Annotated in this window: 13 protein-coding genes; all 13 read left to right on the top strand. The window is 45.6% G+C overall.

Translation table 11 applies throughout. From position 1 onward, the window contains the following. Nucleotides 1-70 precede the first annotated feature (70 nt). The 13 genes from PJ15_RS04245 to PJ15_RS04185 all read left to right on the top strand — a co-directional run bounded on the left by PJ15_RS04245 (nt 71) and on the right by PJ15_RS04185 (nt 14,627). Entirely contained in the window at nt 71-754 is a 684-nt protein-coding gene (locus PJ15_RS04245; RefSeq protein WP_047428297.1) for a 3-oxoacid CoA-transferase subunit A, read from the top strand. Nucleotides 755-756: 2 nt separating this feature from the next. After that, nucleotides 757-1,410 carry a 3-oxoacid CoA-transferase subunit B gene (locus PJ15_RS04240; protein ID WP_047428294.1) on the top strand — a complete coding sequence of 218 codons (654 nt, stop codon included), beginning with the start codon at nt 757-759 and terminating at the stop codon, nt 1,408-1,410. A gap of 246 nt (nt 1,411-1,656) precedes the next feature. After that, a complete protein-coding gene (gene pcaF, locus PJ15_RS04235) occupies nt 1,657-2,865 on the top strand; it encodes a 3-oxoadipyl-CoA thiolase (protein ID WP_004772817.1) in 1,209 nt (402 codons plus the stop codon). An 8-nt stretch (nt 2,866-2,873) separates the two neighbouring features. Continuing rightward, complete coding sequence (locus tag PJ15_RS04230; RefSeq protein ID WP_004772816.1) at nt 2,874-4,223, top strand: 3-carboxy-cis,cis-muconate cycloisomerase; 1,350 nt, start codon at nt 2,874-2,876, stop codon at nt 4,221-4,223. A 4-nt stretch (nt 4,224-4,227) separates the two neighbouring features. Beyond that, nucleotides 4,228-5,013: a 3-oxoadipate enol-lactonase gene (pcaD, locus tag PJ15_RS04225; protein ID WP_004772815.1), complete on the top strand. Its 786-nt coding sequence runs from the start codon at nt 4,228-4,230 to the stop codon at nt 5,011-5,013. Between the two features lie 41 nt (nt 5,014-5,054). Then, on the top strand, nt 5,055-6,407 hold the full coding sequence (locus PJ15_RS04220) for an MFS transporter (protein ID WP_004772814.1): 1,353 nt from the start codon (nt 5,055-5,057) through the stop codon (nt 6,405-6,407). A gap of 32 nt (nt 6,408-6,439) precedes the next feature. Then, complete coding sequence (gene pcaC, locus PJ15_RS04215) at nt 6,440-6,853, top strand: 4-carboxymuconolactone decarboxylase (RefSeq protein WP_004772813.1); 414 nt, start codon at nt 6,440-6,442, stop codon at nt 6,851-6,853. 10 nt (nt 6,854-6,863) lie between these two features. Continuing rightward, the gene (pcaH, locus tag PJ15_RS04210) at nt 6,864-7,589 is read left to right on the top strand and encodes a protocatechuate 3,4-dioxygenase subunit beta (protein ID WP_004772812.1); all 726 of its coding nucleotides are present in this window, start codon (nt 6,864-6,866) and stop codon (nt 7,587-7,589) included. Nucleotides 7,590-7,601: 12 nt separating this feature from the next. Next, nucleotides 7,602-8,231, top strand: a complete 630-nt coding sequence (pcaG, locus tag PJ15_RS04205; RefSeq protein ID WP_005286859.1) for a protocatechuate 3,4-dioxygenase subunit alpha — start codon at nt 7,602-7,604, stop codon at nt 8,229-8,231. 288 nt (nt 8,232-8,519) lie between these two features. Then, entirely contained in the window at nt 8,520-9,359 is an 840-nt protein-coding gene (aroD, locus tag PJ15_RS04200) for a type I 3-dehydroquinate dehydratase (RefSeq protein WP_047428288.1), read from the top strand. Nucleotides 9,360-9,379: 20 nt separating this feature from the next. Beyond that, a complete protein-coding gene (locus PJ15_RS04195) occupies nt 9,380-10,840 on the top strand; it encodes a right-handed parallel beta-helix repeat-containing protein (RefSeq protein ID WP_047428286.1) in 1,461 nt (486 codons plus the stop codon). A gap of 18 nt (nt 10,841-10,858) precedes the next feature. Next, complete coding sequence (locus tag PJ15_RS04190; protein ID WP_005258199.1) at nt 10,859-12,187, top strand: carbohydrate porin; 1,329 nt, start codon at nt 10,859-10,861, stop codon at nt 12,185-12,187. 16 nt (nt 12,188-12,203) lie between these two features. Continuing rightward, nucleotides 12,204-14,627, top strand: coding sequence for a glucose/quinate/shikimate family membrane-bound PQQ-dependent dehydrogenase (locus tag PJ15_RS04185; RefSeq protein ID WP_047428283.1), 2,424 nt, complete (start codon nt 12,204-12,206; stop codon nt 14,625-14,627). The last annotated feature ends 132 nt before the right edge of the window (nt 14,628-14,759 follow it).

Raw genomic sequence — 14,759 nt, 5'->3', positions numbered from 1 at the left:
AAACACTCAACTTCATTTTATCGGTTTTTAGATGGATGAATGGGTGATGCACAGTACAGGAAGTAGTCAGATGATTGATAAGAGTACCGCCTCATTGACCGAGGCACTGTCACAGATCAAGGATGGAGCAACCATCATGATTGGTGGCTTCGGCACCGCAGGACAACCCGCTGAACTGATTGATGGACTGATCGAACTCGGGATCAAGGATCTGGTCATCGTCAATAACAATGCTGGTAACGGTGATTATGGTTTGGCCAAACTGCTGAAAACAGGTGCAGTACGTAAAATCATTTGTTCCTTCCCACGGCAGTCTGATTCATGGGTCTTCGATGAACTGTATCGTGCAGGCAAGATTGAGCTGGAACTGGTGCCGCAAGGCAATCTGGCCTGTCGTATTCAGGCTGCTGGAATGGGCTTAGGTGCGGTATTTACCCCAACAGGTTTCGGTACGCTTCTGGCTGAAGGCAAGGAAACCCGTCATATCGATGGCAAAGACTACGTGCTTGAATACCCAATCAAAGCAGACTTCGCACTGATCAAGGCACACAAAGGCGATCGCTGGGGCAATCTGGTTTATAACAAATCTGCTCGTAACTTTGGCCCGATCATGGCGATGGCAGCGGATGTCACTATTGCACAGGTCTCTGAACTGGCTGAACTCGGTCAGCTTGATCCTGAACACATTATTACCCCTGGGATTTTTGTACAGCATGTGGTCGCAGTTGATGCGACGACTGGCGCAGGAGCATAAACATGAGCTATCAAAAATTAAGCCGTGACCAGATTGCTGAACGTGTCGCACAAGATATTCCAGATGGCGCTTATGTCAATCTCGGCATCGGCCTTCCAACCAAGATTTCAAACTATCTTCCAGCAGACAAAGATGTATTCCTGCATTCGGAAAATGGCCTACTGGCATTCGGTCCACCACCAGCCCAAGGTGAAGAAGATCCTGAGCTGATTAATGCAGGTAAAGAATACGTAACGATGCTCACTGGTGGCAGCTTTTTCCATCATGGGGATTCCTTTGCCATGATGCGTGGCGGACATTTGGATATTGCGGTACTCGGTGCGTTCCAGGTGGCAGCCAATGGTGATTTAGCCAACTGGCATACTGGAGCAGCGGATGCGATTCCTGCCGTGGGTGGAGCAATGGATCTGGCTGTGGGTGCCAAGAAAGTATTTATCACCACTGATCACACCACCAAGCAAGGTGAACCGAAGATTGTTGAAGCGCTTTCATATCCAGCAACAGGGTTGAAATGTGTCGATCGGATTTATACCGATCTGTGTGTGATTGATGTGACTCAAGATGGTTTAAAAGTGATTGAGAAAGTGGATGGTCTGAGCTTTGAGGAGTTACAGGCGTTGACGGGTGCTCAATTGATTGATGCGACTCAAGGATAATGTTTACACAGCCAGTCATTACGGGTTAAAGCAGAGACTTTTTGTATAGGCATTGCCTTACTTTTTAAGGATAAAAAGTAACAAAAATCCTTTGTTGGGCTGATGGTATATCCATATACCACAGCCCAACGGGCGGCATCCATGCCGCCGCCGCGAAACGAGGCATTGCCTACGCAAAGGAAGAATGACTAAACCCGTAATTTGTGGCAGTGATCACAACAGATTTAGAAATGGAAATGTAAGAATATGAAAAACGCTTATATCATTGATGCCATCCGTACCCCATTTGGTCGTTATGCAGGTGGTCTTGCACCAGTACGTGCAGATGACCTAGGAGCCATCCCACTTCAAGCCTTGATGCAACGCAACCCAAGTGTCGATTGGCAACAAGTGGATGATGTGATCTATGGTTGTGCCAATCAGGCAGGTGAAGACAACCGTAATGTCGGACGTATGTCCGCATTATTAGCGGGCTTACCTTATCAAGTGCCAGCCACCACCGTTAACCGTTTATGTGGTTCATCACTGGATGCCATTGCGATGGCTGCCCGTGCCATTAAAGCCAACGAAGCCGACCTGATTATTGCAGGTGGTGTGGAAAGCATGAGCCGTGCGCCTTATGTGATGGGAAAATCTGACAGTGCATTTGGTCGCAGCCAAAAGATTGAAGACACCACCATGGGATGGCGTTTTATCAATCCAAAGCTCAAAGAAATGTATGGCGTGGACACCATGCCGCAAACTGCGGAAAACGTGGCAGAGCAATTCAATATCAACCGTGCTGATCAAGATCAGTTTGCTTTAAACAGCCAGCAACGTACTGCAACTGCCCAAGCCAAAGGTTTCTTTGCTCGTGAAATCATCCCTGTGACGATTCCACAGCGTAAAGGTGATGCCATTGTGGTGGATACTGATGAGCATCCACGTGCATCAACAACTTTAGAAGCTTTAACCAAACTTAAAGGTGTGGTCAAAGCAGAAGGTACTGTAACCGCAGGTAATGCTTCTGGAATTAATGATGGTGCTGCTGCCTTATTAATTGCTTCGGATGAAGCGGTGGAAAAATATCAACTCAAACCACGTGCCAAAATTATTGCAGCCACCACAGTGGGTGTTGAACCCCGCATTATGGGCTTTGCACCTGCACCTGCGATCAAGAAACTACTTAAACAAGCCAATCTGTCTTTAGCGCAGATGGATGTGATTGAGCTAAACGAAGCTTTTGCTGCACAAGCTTTGGCGGTGACCCGTGATTTAGGTTTGGCAGATGATGATGCCCGCGTCAATCCGAATGGTGGTGCAATTGCCCTAGGTCATCCATTGGGTGCTTCAGGTGCGCGTCTGGTGACCACAGCTTTAAACCAGCTTGAACAGATCAAGGGACATTATGCCTTGTGTTCGATGTGTATCGGTGTCGGTCAAGGCATTGCATTGATTATTCAACGTGTTGAGTGAGGTCTGCTATGAGCCAGTTATACGCCAGCTTATTTTATCAGCCTGATGTCACTGCAATTTTTAGTGATCATGCTTTATTGGGATATATGGTGCAGGCCGAAGTTGCTTTAGCTAAAGCTCAGGCACAGGTCAACGTCATTCCTGCTTCAGCGGCAATGATCATTGAACAGGTTGGTCAAAATGCTGTAGCGCAAATCGATATGGATGCTTTGGCTACAGCAACGGGCTTGGCTGGCAATATTGCAATTCCATTTGTAAAGCAACTGACCGCTTTGGTGAAACAGCAGAATGAAGATGCATCTCGCTATGTGCATTGGGGTGCGACTAGTCAGGATATTATTGATACAGCAACGATTTTGCAGTGTCGTGATGCCTTGGCATTGATCGAACAGCAAGTGCAACAGGCCTATCAGGTGAGCTTAAAGCAAGCACAACAATATCGTGATCAGGTCATGATTGGGCGTACTTGGCTACAGCAAGCTTTACCGATTACTTTAGGTCATAAATTTGCTCGTTGGGCAGGTGCTTTTAAGCGTGATCTTGATCGTCTGCATGCAATGAAAGAACGCGTATTAACTGCACAACTCGGTGGCGCAGCAGGCTCATTGGCATCTTTACAAGACCAAGGTTCGGCTGTGGTTCAGGCTTTTGCCGCGCAACTTAATTTAACAGTTCCAGCATGCACATGGCATGGTGAGCGCGACCGTATGGTTGAGATTGCCAGTACGCTTGCTTTGATTGTTGGGAATGTTGGCAAGATGGCGAAAGACTGGTCATTGCTGATGCAAACCGAAATCGCAGAAGTTTTTGAACCAGCAGCAAAAGGGCGTGGTGGATCATCGACCATGCCACATAAGCGTAATCCTGTGGCAGCAGCTTCAATCCTTGCTGCAGCCAATCGTGTGCCAGCCTTAATGGCAAGTGTTTATCAAAGCATGGTGCAAGAGCATGAACGTGCTTTAGGTGCATGGCATGCGGAATGGCTTGCAATTCCAGAAATTTTCCAGCTATGTGCAGGTGCTTTAGAACGAAGCAGTGAAGTGCTTGAGCACATGCAGGTCAACGCAGACGCGATGCAACGTAATCTTGAATGTACAAATGGCCTCATCATGGCGGAGGCTGTGATGATGGCGCTTGCACCAAAACTTGGACGGTTGAATGCACACCATCTGGTTGAGCAGGCTTGCCAGCAAGCGGTTACCCAGCATCAGCATTTAAAAACCGTGTTATCCAACATGGAGCAAGTGAATATCCATTTCAATGATCGGGCATTAGATGATCTGTTCAATCCTGCATCTTACCTAGGCAATATTCAGGCACAAATCGATGCAGTACTACATGCAGCACAAGGAGAGTAAGCACATGGTCACTCATATCAATAATCGTCAGGGACATCCGCTGGCTGTTCAGGTTCAAGGGCGCAAAGATGCACCTGTGATCATGTTCTCTAACTCTTTGGGAACCGATCATGGTATGTGGCAGGCGCAAGTGACAGCTTTGGCTGAGCACTATCAGGTCATTACCTATGACACACGCGGACATGGTACAAGCACTGTGATTGCTGATACGACCTTGCAAAATCTGGCTGAAGATGTCGTGGATATTCTTGATGCTTTAGCCGTTGAAAAAGTACATTTTTGTGGCATTTCGATGGGCGGAATCACTGCTTTGGCTTTGGCAATTGATCACGCTGAACGTTTTCACAGCATTACTGTTGCAAACTCGGCAGCAAAAATCGGTAACGCTGAGACATGGAATACCCGTGCGGATAGCGTAGAGCAAAACGGTTTGGCTGAACTTGTGAAAACCACACATACCCGTTGGTTTAGCGAACATTTTGATTATGCACACGATGTGTTGGCGCAAAAAACCATTCAGAGTCTGGCTGTGACACCTGCACAAGGCTATGCCAATGCATGCCGTGCCTTAGCCGATGCCGATGTTCGGGAGCAACTCGGTCAGATTAAGCTTCCAACTTTAATTATCGCAGGGCAATACGACCCGATTACAACGGTGCAGGATGCAGAGTTTATGCATCAACACATTGCAAACAGTCAGCTTGAAATCTTGGCAGCTTCTCATTTGTCCAATATTGAACAGCCACAAGTGTTCAAACAGGCATTGTCCAAGTTTATTCAAAACATATAACCGCAAGGGTTAGAAAGGAATTCGCCTACAAGGAGGCAGTTATGGCACAGGAATTTGCTGCATCGAAAAATAGCGTAGATGCACAAGCATTAATTGATAATGCGCCAATTAGTAAATATCAGTGGATGATCGCAATTGTTTGTTTTCTCATTGTATTTGTTGACGGTATTGATACCGCTGCAATGGGATTTATTGCACCTGCATTGACTCAGGACTGGGGCATTGACCGTTCCCAGCTTGGGCCAGTAATGAGTGCGGCATTGGGTGGCATGATCATTGGTGCGCTGGTTTCGGGTCCAACAGCTGACCGTTTCGGGCGCAAGATTGTTTTAACCGTTGCAATGTTGATTTTTGGTGGTTTTACCTTGGCATCGGCTTATGCTGACAACCTGAATCAATTGGTCGTATTACGTTTCTTAACAGGGATCGGTCTCGGTGCGGCGATGCCGAATGCAGCGACTTTATTCTCTGAATATTGCCCGACACGGGTACGTTCATTGATGGTGACCTGCATGTTCTGTGGTTATAACCTCGGTATGGCGACAGGTGGTTTTATCAGTAGCTGGTTAATTCCAGCATTTGGATGGCACAGCTTATTTTTATTGGGTGGCTGGACGCCTTTGATTTTAATGGTTCTGGTGATTTTGTTCTTGCCTGAGTCTTATCGTTTTCTGATTGTCAAAGGTCGAGATTCAGCAAAGATTCGCACCATCTTAACCCATATTTCGCCTGAAAAAGCACAGGCTGCGGAGAGCTTCCATATCCCGGAAGAAAAATCTGCTGTGGCAGAAAAGAAAAATGTGTTTGGCATGCTGTTCTCTAAACAATATGCCAAAGGTACGGTTTTATTGTGGACCACTTATTTCATGGGTTTAGTGGTGGTTTACCTGCTCACCAGCTGGTTACCAACCTTGATGCGTGAGACTGGCGCAACCATGGAACGCGCGGCGTTCATCGGTGGCTTGTTCCAGTTTGGTGGGGTACTCAGTGCCTTATTCATTGGCTGGGCAATGGATCGTTTCAATCCAAACCGTATTATTTCAGGTTTCTATTTTCTCGCTGGTCTGTTTGCAATTGCGGTTGGGCAAAGCCTCAGCAATCCAACTTTATTGGCGATTCTTGTGTTATGTGCAGGCGTTGCGATTAACGGAGCACAATCTTCAATGCCAGCATTAAGTGCTCGTTTCTATCCAACGCAATGTCGTGCAACAGGTGTGGCATGGATGACAGGTATTGGCCGTTTTGGTGCCGTATTTGGTGCATGGATTGGCGCAGTGCTATTGGGTAATGACTGGTCATTTACCGCCATTCTCAGCTTGTTGATGATTCCTGCTACGGCAGCAGCCATCGCAATTTTTGTTAAATCTCTAGTTGCTCATACCGATGCAACCTAAGGCTCATATTTTCAAGATGAGGAGCAACGTTCATGAATGATGAACAGCGTTATCAGCAAGGACTGAAAGTCCGTACCGAAGTACTGGGTGAAAAACATGTCGGCCGCTCTTTAGCGAACCTTAATGATTTCAATCAGGATTTCCAGAATTTTATTAGTCGTTTTGCATGGGGTGAAGTCTGGTCGCGTGAAGGCTTGCCACGTCATACCCGTAGTCTGGTCACGATTGCCATCTTATTGGCATTGGGCCGTGAAGACGAACTCAGAATGCATTTACGTGCCTGCTTCAACAACGGTGTCACTAAGGATGAACTGAAAGAACTGATTTTACATAGTTCTTTATATGCAGGTTTGCCAGCAGCAAATGCGGCGATGCATATGGCAGAAGAAGTCTTTAAAGAACTTGGCATCGACGTGCAACCCGTTGCGGCACAACCACAGGATTAAGGAGACAGGCATGTTAAAGCATACATTAGGTGCATACCCACAACGTAATACTGATGATCATCCGCCAGCATATACACCCGGTTATAAGACCAGTGTATTACGCTCGCCAAAGAATGCATTGATTTCTATTAATGAGACGTTGACTGAAGTCACTTCACCGCATTTTTCACCGAATATCTTTGGCCCTAAAGATAATGATCTGATCTTGAACTATGCCAAAGAAGGTCTACCTGTTGGTGAACGTATCATTGTGCATGGTTATGTACGTGATCAGTTTGGCCGCCCTGTAAAAAATGCCTTGCTTGAAGTATGGCAAGCCAATGCATCAGGTCGTTATCGTCATCCGAATGACAAATTCATTGGTGCGATGGATCCTAACTTTGGTGGCTGTGGTCGTACTTTAACTGATGAAAATGGCTTTTATATTTTCCGTACCATCAAACCGGGCCCATATCCGTGGCGTAACCGTATTAATGAATGGCGTCCAGCGCATATTCATTTCTCCCTACTTGCAGATGGTTGGGCACAGCGTCTGATTTCGCAGTTCTATTTTGAAGGCGACACCTTGATTGATACTTGCCCGATTTTGAAAACTATTCCTTCGGAAGATCAGCGTCGTGCCTTGATCGCACTGGAAGATAAAAACAACTTCATCGAAGCAGATAGTCGTTGTTACCGCTTTGATATTCATCTTCGTGGTCGTCGTGCGACTTATTTTGAAAATGATTTGACTTAAGGGAGACATACGATGAATGCATGGAATTTTCAGGAATTAAAGGAAACCCCATCACAAACAGGTGGTCCTTATGTTCATATCGGTTTATTACCGCAACAAGCCAATATTGAAGTATTTGAGCATAACTTTGATAACCAGTTAGTCAATGACCACACTCAAGGACAACGTATTCGTCTCGAAGGTCAGGTGTTTGATGGTCTTGGTTTGCCATTAAGAGATGTATTACTGGAAATCTGGCAGGCGGATGCAAATGGTGTTTATCCAAGTCAGGCCGATACTCAAGGTAAAACTGCCGATCCACATTTTCTTGGATGGGGGCGTACAGGTGCCAATTTTGAAACAGGTTTCTGGAGCTTTAATACGGTAAAACCGGGCGCTGTTGCTGGGCGTAAAGGTTCAATTCAGGCGCCGCATATTGCTGTGGCAGTGTTTGCGCGCGGCATCAATATTGGCTTACACACCCGTGTTTATTTTGAAGATGAAGTGGATGCCAATGCCAATGATCCAGTGCTAAACAGCATTGAATGGGCAGTACGTCGTCAGACTTTAATCGCCAAACGCAGTGAAGTGGATGGTGAAGTGGTTTATCGCTTTGATATTCGTATCCAAGGTGATGATGAAACCGTGTTCTTTGATATTTAAATATATTCAAGAAGCGTATGTAGAAATTAGCTACTCGGGAATGTCATCTGCAATCTGAGCGAAGATAAACAAAGCAACGCTTTGTCTGAGCGCAAGACGAGTAGCTATGCTACGAATGTGGTATCGGAAGTGAACCTTACGGGATGACAATGCTTTTGCCCTTATGAAGCTTCAAGCTCTTCTCAGGGCGAAACCAAAGTAAGTCCAGCCGATGGCCTATCCTATCATTTAATCAAAATTCGCTAAGACCCCGCTGAATGAGCAAATCTATTATTAAGGACGATACAGATGAAAATGAAAACACTGGCAACATTGATGCTGCTTGTTAGCCCTCTATTGATGGTTCAAAGCGTACAAGCACAGGACAATCTGCACAAACAGGTTGAATTATCTGAACTGGCAAAACTGCCTGTGAAAACTATTGTGCCAATTACGGCCAAAACCAAAGAGCAGGCGATTGCACAGGCAAAAGTGATTGCCGCCAATGTTGATGCGGATCTTGCTGAATTCCGGATTGATTTACTGAGCTTTGCCAGTGATAGCAAGCAAGTGATTGCCTTGGGGCATGAATTAAAACAGATTCTCGGTACTAAGCCGATGATTGCTACCATTCGTACTCATAATGAAGGCGGGCAACTGACCATTAGTGATGCAGATTATGGCAAGACCTATCAGGCTTATTTACAGCAGCCATTTATGGATATGCTGGATGTGGAAATGTTCCGCGATCAGCAAATTGTGAAGAATACGGTCAAATTAGCACATGCGAAAAAAGTGCTGATTGTGATGTCGAATCATGATTTTCAAAAAACACCCGCTGAGGCTGAAATCATTAAACGCTTGCTTAAGCAAGATGAGTTAGGGGCAGATATTCTTAAAATCGCAGTCATGCCACAAAGCAAACAGGATGTATTTACCCTCATGAATGCGACATTGAAAGTCAGTCAGCAATCTAAAAAGCCATTACTTACCATGTCAATGGGTAAACTTGGGACGATTTCCCGTATTGCGACGGCCAATATGGGCGGCAGCTTCAGTTTTGGCATGATTGGTGAAGCTTCGGCACCGGGTCAGATCGACGTCACGCAACTGAAACAGTTTTTAAAAACGGTTCAACCTACACAATAATTTAAAAAGGATTTTTAGACATGAAAGCAATTTACTTACGTTTAAGCACTTTAGCGATGGCGATGGCGGTTTCGGGAATGGCAGCAGCAGAAACTTATGTTGTTGATCGTTATCAGGATGATAAAGATAAAGGTTCTTTGCGTTGGGCAATTGAACAAGCCAATAGCAAGCCGACTGAAGCCAGCGAGATTCTGATTCAGGCAGTAGGCAAAGCGCCTTATGCCATTAAGGTCAACAGTCCATTACCTGAGATCAAAGCGCCTGTAAAAATCATTGGGACGCAATGGGCAAAAACAGGTGAGTTTATTGCAGTCGATGGATCGAATTATATTAAAGGAACAGGTGTTGAAGCTTGCCCTGGTGCAGTTGAAGGGCAGTTCGGAACCAATGTCCGTACCACGACTTTACCTGGTATTGTATTGCGCGATATCAATGGTGTAACCATTCAGGGGCTGGAAATCCGCCATTTCTGTATCGGTATTCTGATGAATCGTGCCAGTAATAACCTGATTCAAAATAACCGTATCATGCATAACTACGGCGGCGCAGGTGTGATGCTGACGGGTGATGATGGCAAAGGTAATCCAACAGCGACCACAACCAATAACAACAAAGTGCTGAATAACTATTTTCAGGACAATGGTGATGGTCTTGAGTTAACTCGTGGTGCCGCATTTAATCTGGTAGCTAACAACCATTTTATTTCAACAGCAGCAAATCCTGAACCCTCACAAGGGATTGAGATCCTGTGGGGCAATGACAATGCGGTGATCGGTAATAAATTTGAAAATTACTCAGATGGCTTACAGATCAACTGGGGCAAGCGTAACTATATTGCTTATAACGAGCTAACCAATAACTCCAACGGCTTTAACCTGACTGGTGATGGCAATATCTTTGATAGTAATAAAGTACATGGCAATCGGGTCGGCATCGCGATTCGTTCCGAGAAAGACGCGGATGCACATATTACATTGACTAAAAACCAAATCTGGAATAATGCTAAAGAGATTAAACGTTGTGAAGCAGGCGGAAGCTGCGTACCGAATCAACGTGTAGGCGCGATTGTTTTTGATGTTCCTGGACTGGAGCATGCGCATTATGTGGGTTCGCGCGGTCATGGCGTCAAGATTGATCCTGCCAACTTGCAGAAGACCTGTAAACAGGCCAATGAGCAAGGCTGTAATGCACAACCGAACCAGAATATTCAGGCACCAAAATTAACCTTGTCTAAAGGGCAAATTGCAGTCGAAGTAAAAGGGCAGCCGAATCAGCGTTATCAGGTCGAGTTTTTTGGAAACTCATCGGCAAATTCAAATGAAGCAGAGTTTTATTTAGGTTCAGCGGTTGCTGCAACCAATGCACAAGGAACTGCAACGCTGACTTGGAAACCAACAGCGCAAGTTGCTTCAGTGACAGCAAATATCACTGACCGTGTAGGTGCGACATCTGAACTCAGTTCAGCTGTGAAACTGAAATAAACGGCAAGGAGGCTGAATATGAAATCGAATGCATTATTGCTCAAAATGAGCTGTCTGGCAGTTGCAGTATGTGCTGCTCAAGCTAGTTTTGCGGATCAGCCGTGGTCACAGGATCGCCAATGGCTACTGGGTGACTGGGATGGCCAGCGTCAGCAACTGGAAAAAGAAGGCTATAAATTTACGGCCTCGATCATGAGTCAAAGTGCCACTAATCTGGATGGTGGGTATGACGATAACAATACTTTTAAAAATGCAGCGCAATTGTCTTTAGGCGCCAATTTTGATTTAGAGAAAATTGCAGGCTGGAAAAATACTAGTGCCAGTCTTTTAATCACCAAACGTGATGGTAATGCGCTAACGCTGGATCGGATTAAAGATCCTCGCTCTAGTGCGCTAGGCAATTCACAGGAAATCTACGGTCGCGGCAAAATCTGGCGTTTGAGTCAGGCATGGGTGAAAAAGGGTTTTGTTGACAATACGGTGCAGTTCAAGATTGGCCGTATGGGCATGTCAGAAGATTTTAATGGCTCGCAATGCGAATTTCAGAACCTGTTACTGTGTGGCGGTCAGCTTGGAAAGTCGATTGGTTCAATCTGGTACAACTTACCTGTTGGATTATGGGGCGCCAATGTTAAATATCAATTCGCACCTGAATGGACACTGGGCGTAGGTGTCTATGAGGTCAATCCAGACAATGTTAAAACTGATGGGAATAGTGATGGTTTTAATCTGGATATGGACCACGTCAAAGGGGCGACCATTCCTGTAGAACTGGCATGGCGACCAAAACTTGCTGTCTTTAATGGCTTGTCTGGTGAATATAAAGTCGGGGCACTGTATTCAACTGCTGAAGCAAATGATATTGCGACCGTGGGCAAGGTACATGATGGTAAACATAGTTTCTGGCTCAATGCACAACAACAACTCAGCCAAAAAGGCGACGATCCAAAACGTGGTTTGTACGTCAGTTTCAATGCCGTGGTGAATGATAAAGCCACTACAGCAGTCAACAGTACCCAGCAACTGGCACTCTGGTACAAAGGGCCTTTTGATGGTCGTCCAAATGATTCAATTGGTTTTGGTATTGCCAATTACCTCGTAAATGATCGTTATAAAGATCGTCAAATTGAAATTAACCAGAGTCGTGGTTATGACCAATACGATGCGCTTGCTGCAGATTATGTACCCGTTCAGCGTGATGAGCTCAATGTTGAGCTGAATTACACCTATCAGTGGTCACCTGCGGTCATGTTAAGACCGAACCTGCAATATATTCATCAACCTGCTGGTGTTAAAGAAGTTGATGATGCATGGGTTGCAGGGTTGAGCATGCGTGTGAATTTCTAATACAGGAGTATGACAGATGTCTGAATCTTCAAGCTCGCATACCATATTGAAAATATGGTGTTTTATTTTAGGTCTGGTTTTATTACTGACAGGACTGTTTTTTACAGTCGGTGGGGTAAAGCTGGCGACCTTAGGCGGATCATGGTATTTCGTGATTTCAGGTGTATTAACGCTGATCGCGGCATTTTTTATTTTTAAGAAAAAAGCGCTGGGTGTCTGGTTATTTACATTGATATTTGCGGGAACAATAGTCTGGTCGTTGTTTGATGCTGGCTTGGAGTTCTGGCCTTTATTTTCTCGACTGATGTTTCCCGCAGGCTTATTTGCGGCCTTGATGTTTACTTTACCTGCCATTCGTCGTTATCAATTTCAACCAAGTGCAGATTTACCTGCTTATGGTCTCGGAATATTGACGGTTATTGGCATGGTGATTGGCCTTTATCAGATGTTCCAGCCACATCCAACCGTGACGGCTTCTGGTGAGGCATTACCACTGATTCCTGTAAAAACGGATATGAAGCAGACCAACTGGGCGCATTATGGTCAGGATTCAGGGGGTAGCCGTTTTGCTGCACTGGATCAGATCACACGCGATAATGTGCACCAGTTGAAAGAAGTCTGGCGTTTCCGTACGGGTGATTTCACCACAGGTTCAGGAAATGGTGCAGAAGATCAGATGACGCCGCTACAAGTGGGCAATAAGATTTTTCTGTGTACGCCACATAACAACATTTTCGCGTTGGAAGCTGATTCAGGTAAACAACTCTGGAAAGCGGAAGTCAATTCCAAATCGGATGCATGGGAGCGTTGCCGTGGTGTTGCTTATTTTGACTCAACGCAAGCATTGGTTCAGCCGACTCTAGCGGGAGCGACCCCTGTAAAAGCAGTGGCAAACAATACCTCATGCCTACGTCGTGTTTATACCAATACACCAGATGGTCGCTTAATCGCAGTCAATGCAGATACGGGCGAACGTTGTAAAGACTTTGGTGTAGAAGGCACCGTTGACTTGCTCAAAGGCTTGGGTGAGGGAACCACAGCACCACGTTTTGAAGTCACTTCAGCGCCAACCATTGCTGGTACGGTGATTGTGGTAGGTAGCCGTATTGCCGATAACTTTGCTGCCGATATGCCAGGTGGTGTGATTCGTGCATACGATGTCATTACAGGCGAATTACGTTGGGCCTTTGATCCACGCAATCCTGATCCAAACTATGTGTTGAAGGATGGAGAAACCTATAAACGTAGTTCAGCAAACTCATGGGCAGCGATGTCTTATGATCCGCAGATGAACACGGTATTCTTGCCAATGGGTAGCTCATCTGTCGATGTCTGGGGCGGTAATCGTCAACCACTGGATCACAAATACAACTCATCCGTTCTTGCTTTAGATGCAACTACAGGTAAGGAAAAGTGGGTCTATCAAACGGTGCATAATGACCTCTGGGATTTTGATTTGCCAATGCAGCCAAGCTTGGTGGATTTCCCAATGAAGGATGGTAGTAATAAGCCAGCTGTGGTGATTGGTACTAAATCAGGCCAGTTCTTTGTATTGGATCGCGTAACAGGTCAGCCATTAACAAAAGTGGTTGAGCAAGCGGTGAAGCCTGCGGATATTCCAGGAGAACAATACAGCCCGACACAACCACGTTCGGTAGAAATGCCACAGATTGGTAACCAGACCTTAACTGAGTCTGATATGTGGGGGACTACACCATTTGACCAATTGATGTGTCGTATCAACTTCAAATCAATGCGTTATGAAGGCTTGTTTACTGCACCGGGCACCGATAAATCATTGAGCTTCCCAGGTTCTCTAGGCGGTATGAACTGGGGCAGTATCGCTTTTGATCCAAGCCATCAATACATGTTCGTCAATGACATGCGCTTAGGCCTATGGATTCAGTTGATTGAACAAACACCTGAAGATCTGGCTGTTCAAGCCAATGGAGGAGAAAAAGTCAATACCGGTATGGGCGCGGTACCGATGAAAGGAACACCGTACAAAGTCAATAAAGATCGTTTCTGGTCGAAATTGATGATCCCTTGCCAAAAACCACCGTATGGCACCATGACCGCAGTGGATATGAAAACCCGTCAGGTTGCATGGCAAGTGCCAATGGGAACTGTACAGGATACTGGCCCGATGGGAATCAAAATGGGCTTGCCTGTTCCGATTGGTATGCCAACCATTGGTGGTCCAATGGCAACTCAAGGTGGTTTAGTGTTCTTTGCTGCAACTCAAGATTATTACTTGCGCGCACTGGATTCATCTTCGGGCAAAGAGCTTTGGAAATCACGCTTACCAGTGGGCAGCCAAGGTACACCAATCAGTTATGTGTCACCGAAATCAGGTAAGCAATATGTATTGATTACTGCGGGTGGCGCGCGTCAATCGCCTGATCATGGAGATTATGTGATTGCGTATAGCTTGAACTAAATCTTTATTTACCGTTAAAAACATAAAACGGCAATCCTCAGTGATTGCCGTTTTTTTATTTGGATATCCAGCTCATTTTTAATAAATGCTATTCAAAGCTCCACACATAATAATTGGCATAGTCATTGCTTA

Origin of the sequence: Acinetobacter sp. neg1, from assembly GCF_000788125.1 — a bacterium.
Classification (GTDB): domain Bacteria; phylum Pseudomonadota; class Gammaproteobacteria; order Pseudomonadales; family Moraxellaceae; genus Acinetobacter; species Acinetobacter vivianii.
This window is presented reverse-complemented; position numbering and strand designations above follow the sequence as displayed.

What these genes read in the sequence shown, in the direction of transcription:
- PJ15_RS04245 (WP_047428297.1), top strand. Translation starts at nt 71, where the DNA reads ATGATTGATAAGAGTACCGCCTCATTGACCGAGGCACTGTCACAGATC.
- PJ15_RS04240 (WP_047428294.1), top strand. Translation starts at nt 757, where the DNA reads ATGAGCTATCAAAAATTAAGCCGTGACCAGATTGCTGAACGTGTCGCA.
- pcaF (WP_004772817.1), top strand. Translation starts at nt 1,657, where the DNA reads ATGAAAAACGCTTATATCATTGATGCCATCCGTACCCCATTTGGTCGT.
- PJ15_RS04230 (WP_004772816.1), top strand. Translation starts at nt 2,874, where the DNA reads ATGAGCCAGTTATACGCCAGCTTATTTTATCAGCCTGATGTCACTGCA.
- pcaD (WP_004772815.1), top strand. Translation starts at nt 4,228, where the DNA reads ATGGTCACTCATATCAATAATCGTCAGGGACATCCGCTGGCTGTTCAG.
- PJ15_RS04220 (WP_004772814.1), top strand. Translation starts at nt 5,055, where the DNA reads ATGGCACAGGAATTTGCTGCATCGAAAAATAGCGTAGATGCACAAGCA.
- pcaC (WP_004772813.1), top strand. Translation starts at nt 6,440, where the DNA reads ATGAATGATGAACAGCGTTATCAGCAAGGACTGAAAGTCCGTACCGAA.
- pcaH (WP_004772812.1), top strand. Translation starts at nt 6,864, where the DNA reads ATGTTAAAGCATACATTAGGTGCATACCCACAACGTAATACTGATGAT.
- pcaG (WP_005286859.1), top strand. Translation starts at nt 7,602, where the DNA reads ATGAATGCATGGAATTTTCAGGAATTAAAGGAAACCCCATCACAAACA.
- aroD (WP_047428288.1), top strand. Translation starts at nt 8,520, where the DNA reads ATGAAAATGAAAACACTGGCAACATTGATGCTGCTTGTTAGCCCTCTA.
- PJ15_RS04195 (WP_047428286.1), top strand. Translation starts at nt 9,380, where the DNA reads ATGAAAGCAATTTACTTACGTTTAAGCACTTTAGCGATGGCGATGGCG.
- PJ15_RS04190 (WP_005258199.1), top strand. Translation starts at nt 10,859, where the DNA reads ATGAAATCGAATGCATTATTGCTCAAAATGAGCTGTCTGGCAGTTGCA.
- PJ15_RS04185 (WP_047428283.1), top strand. Translation starts at nt 12,204, where the DNA reads ATGTCTGAATCTTCAAGCTCGCATACCATATTGAAAATATGGTGTTTT.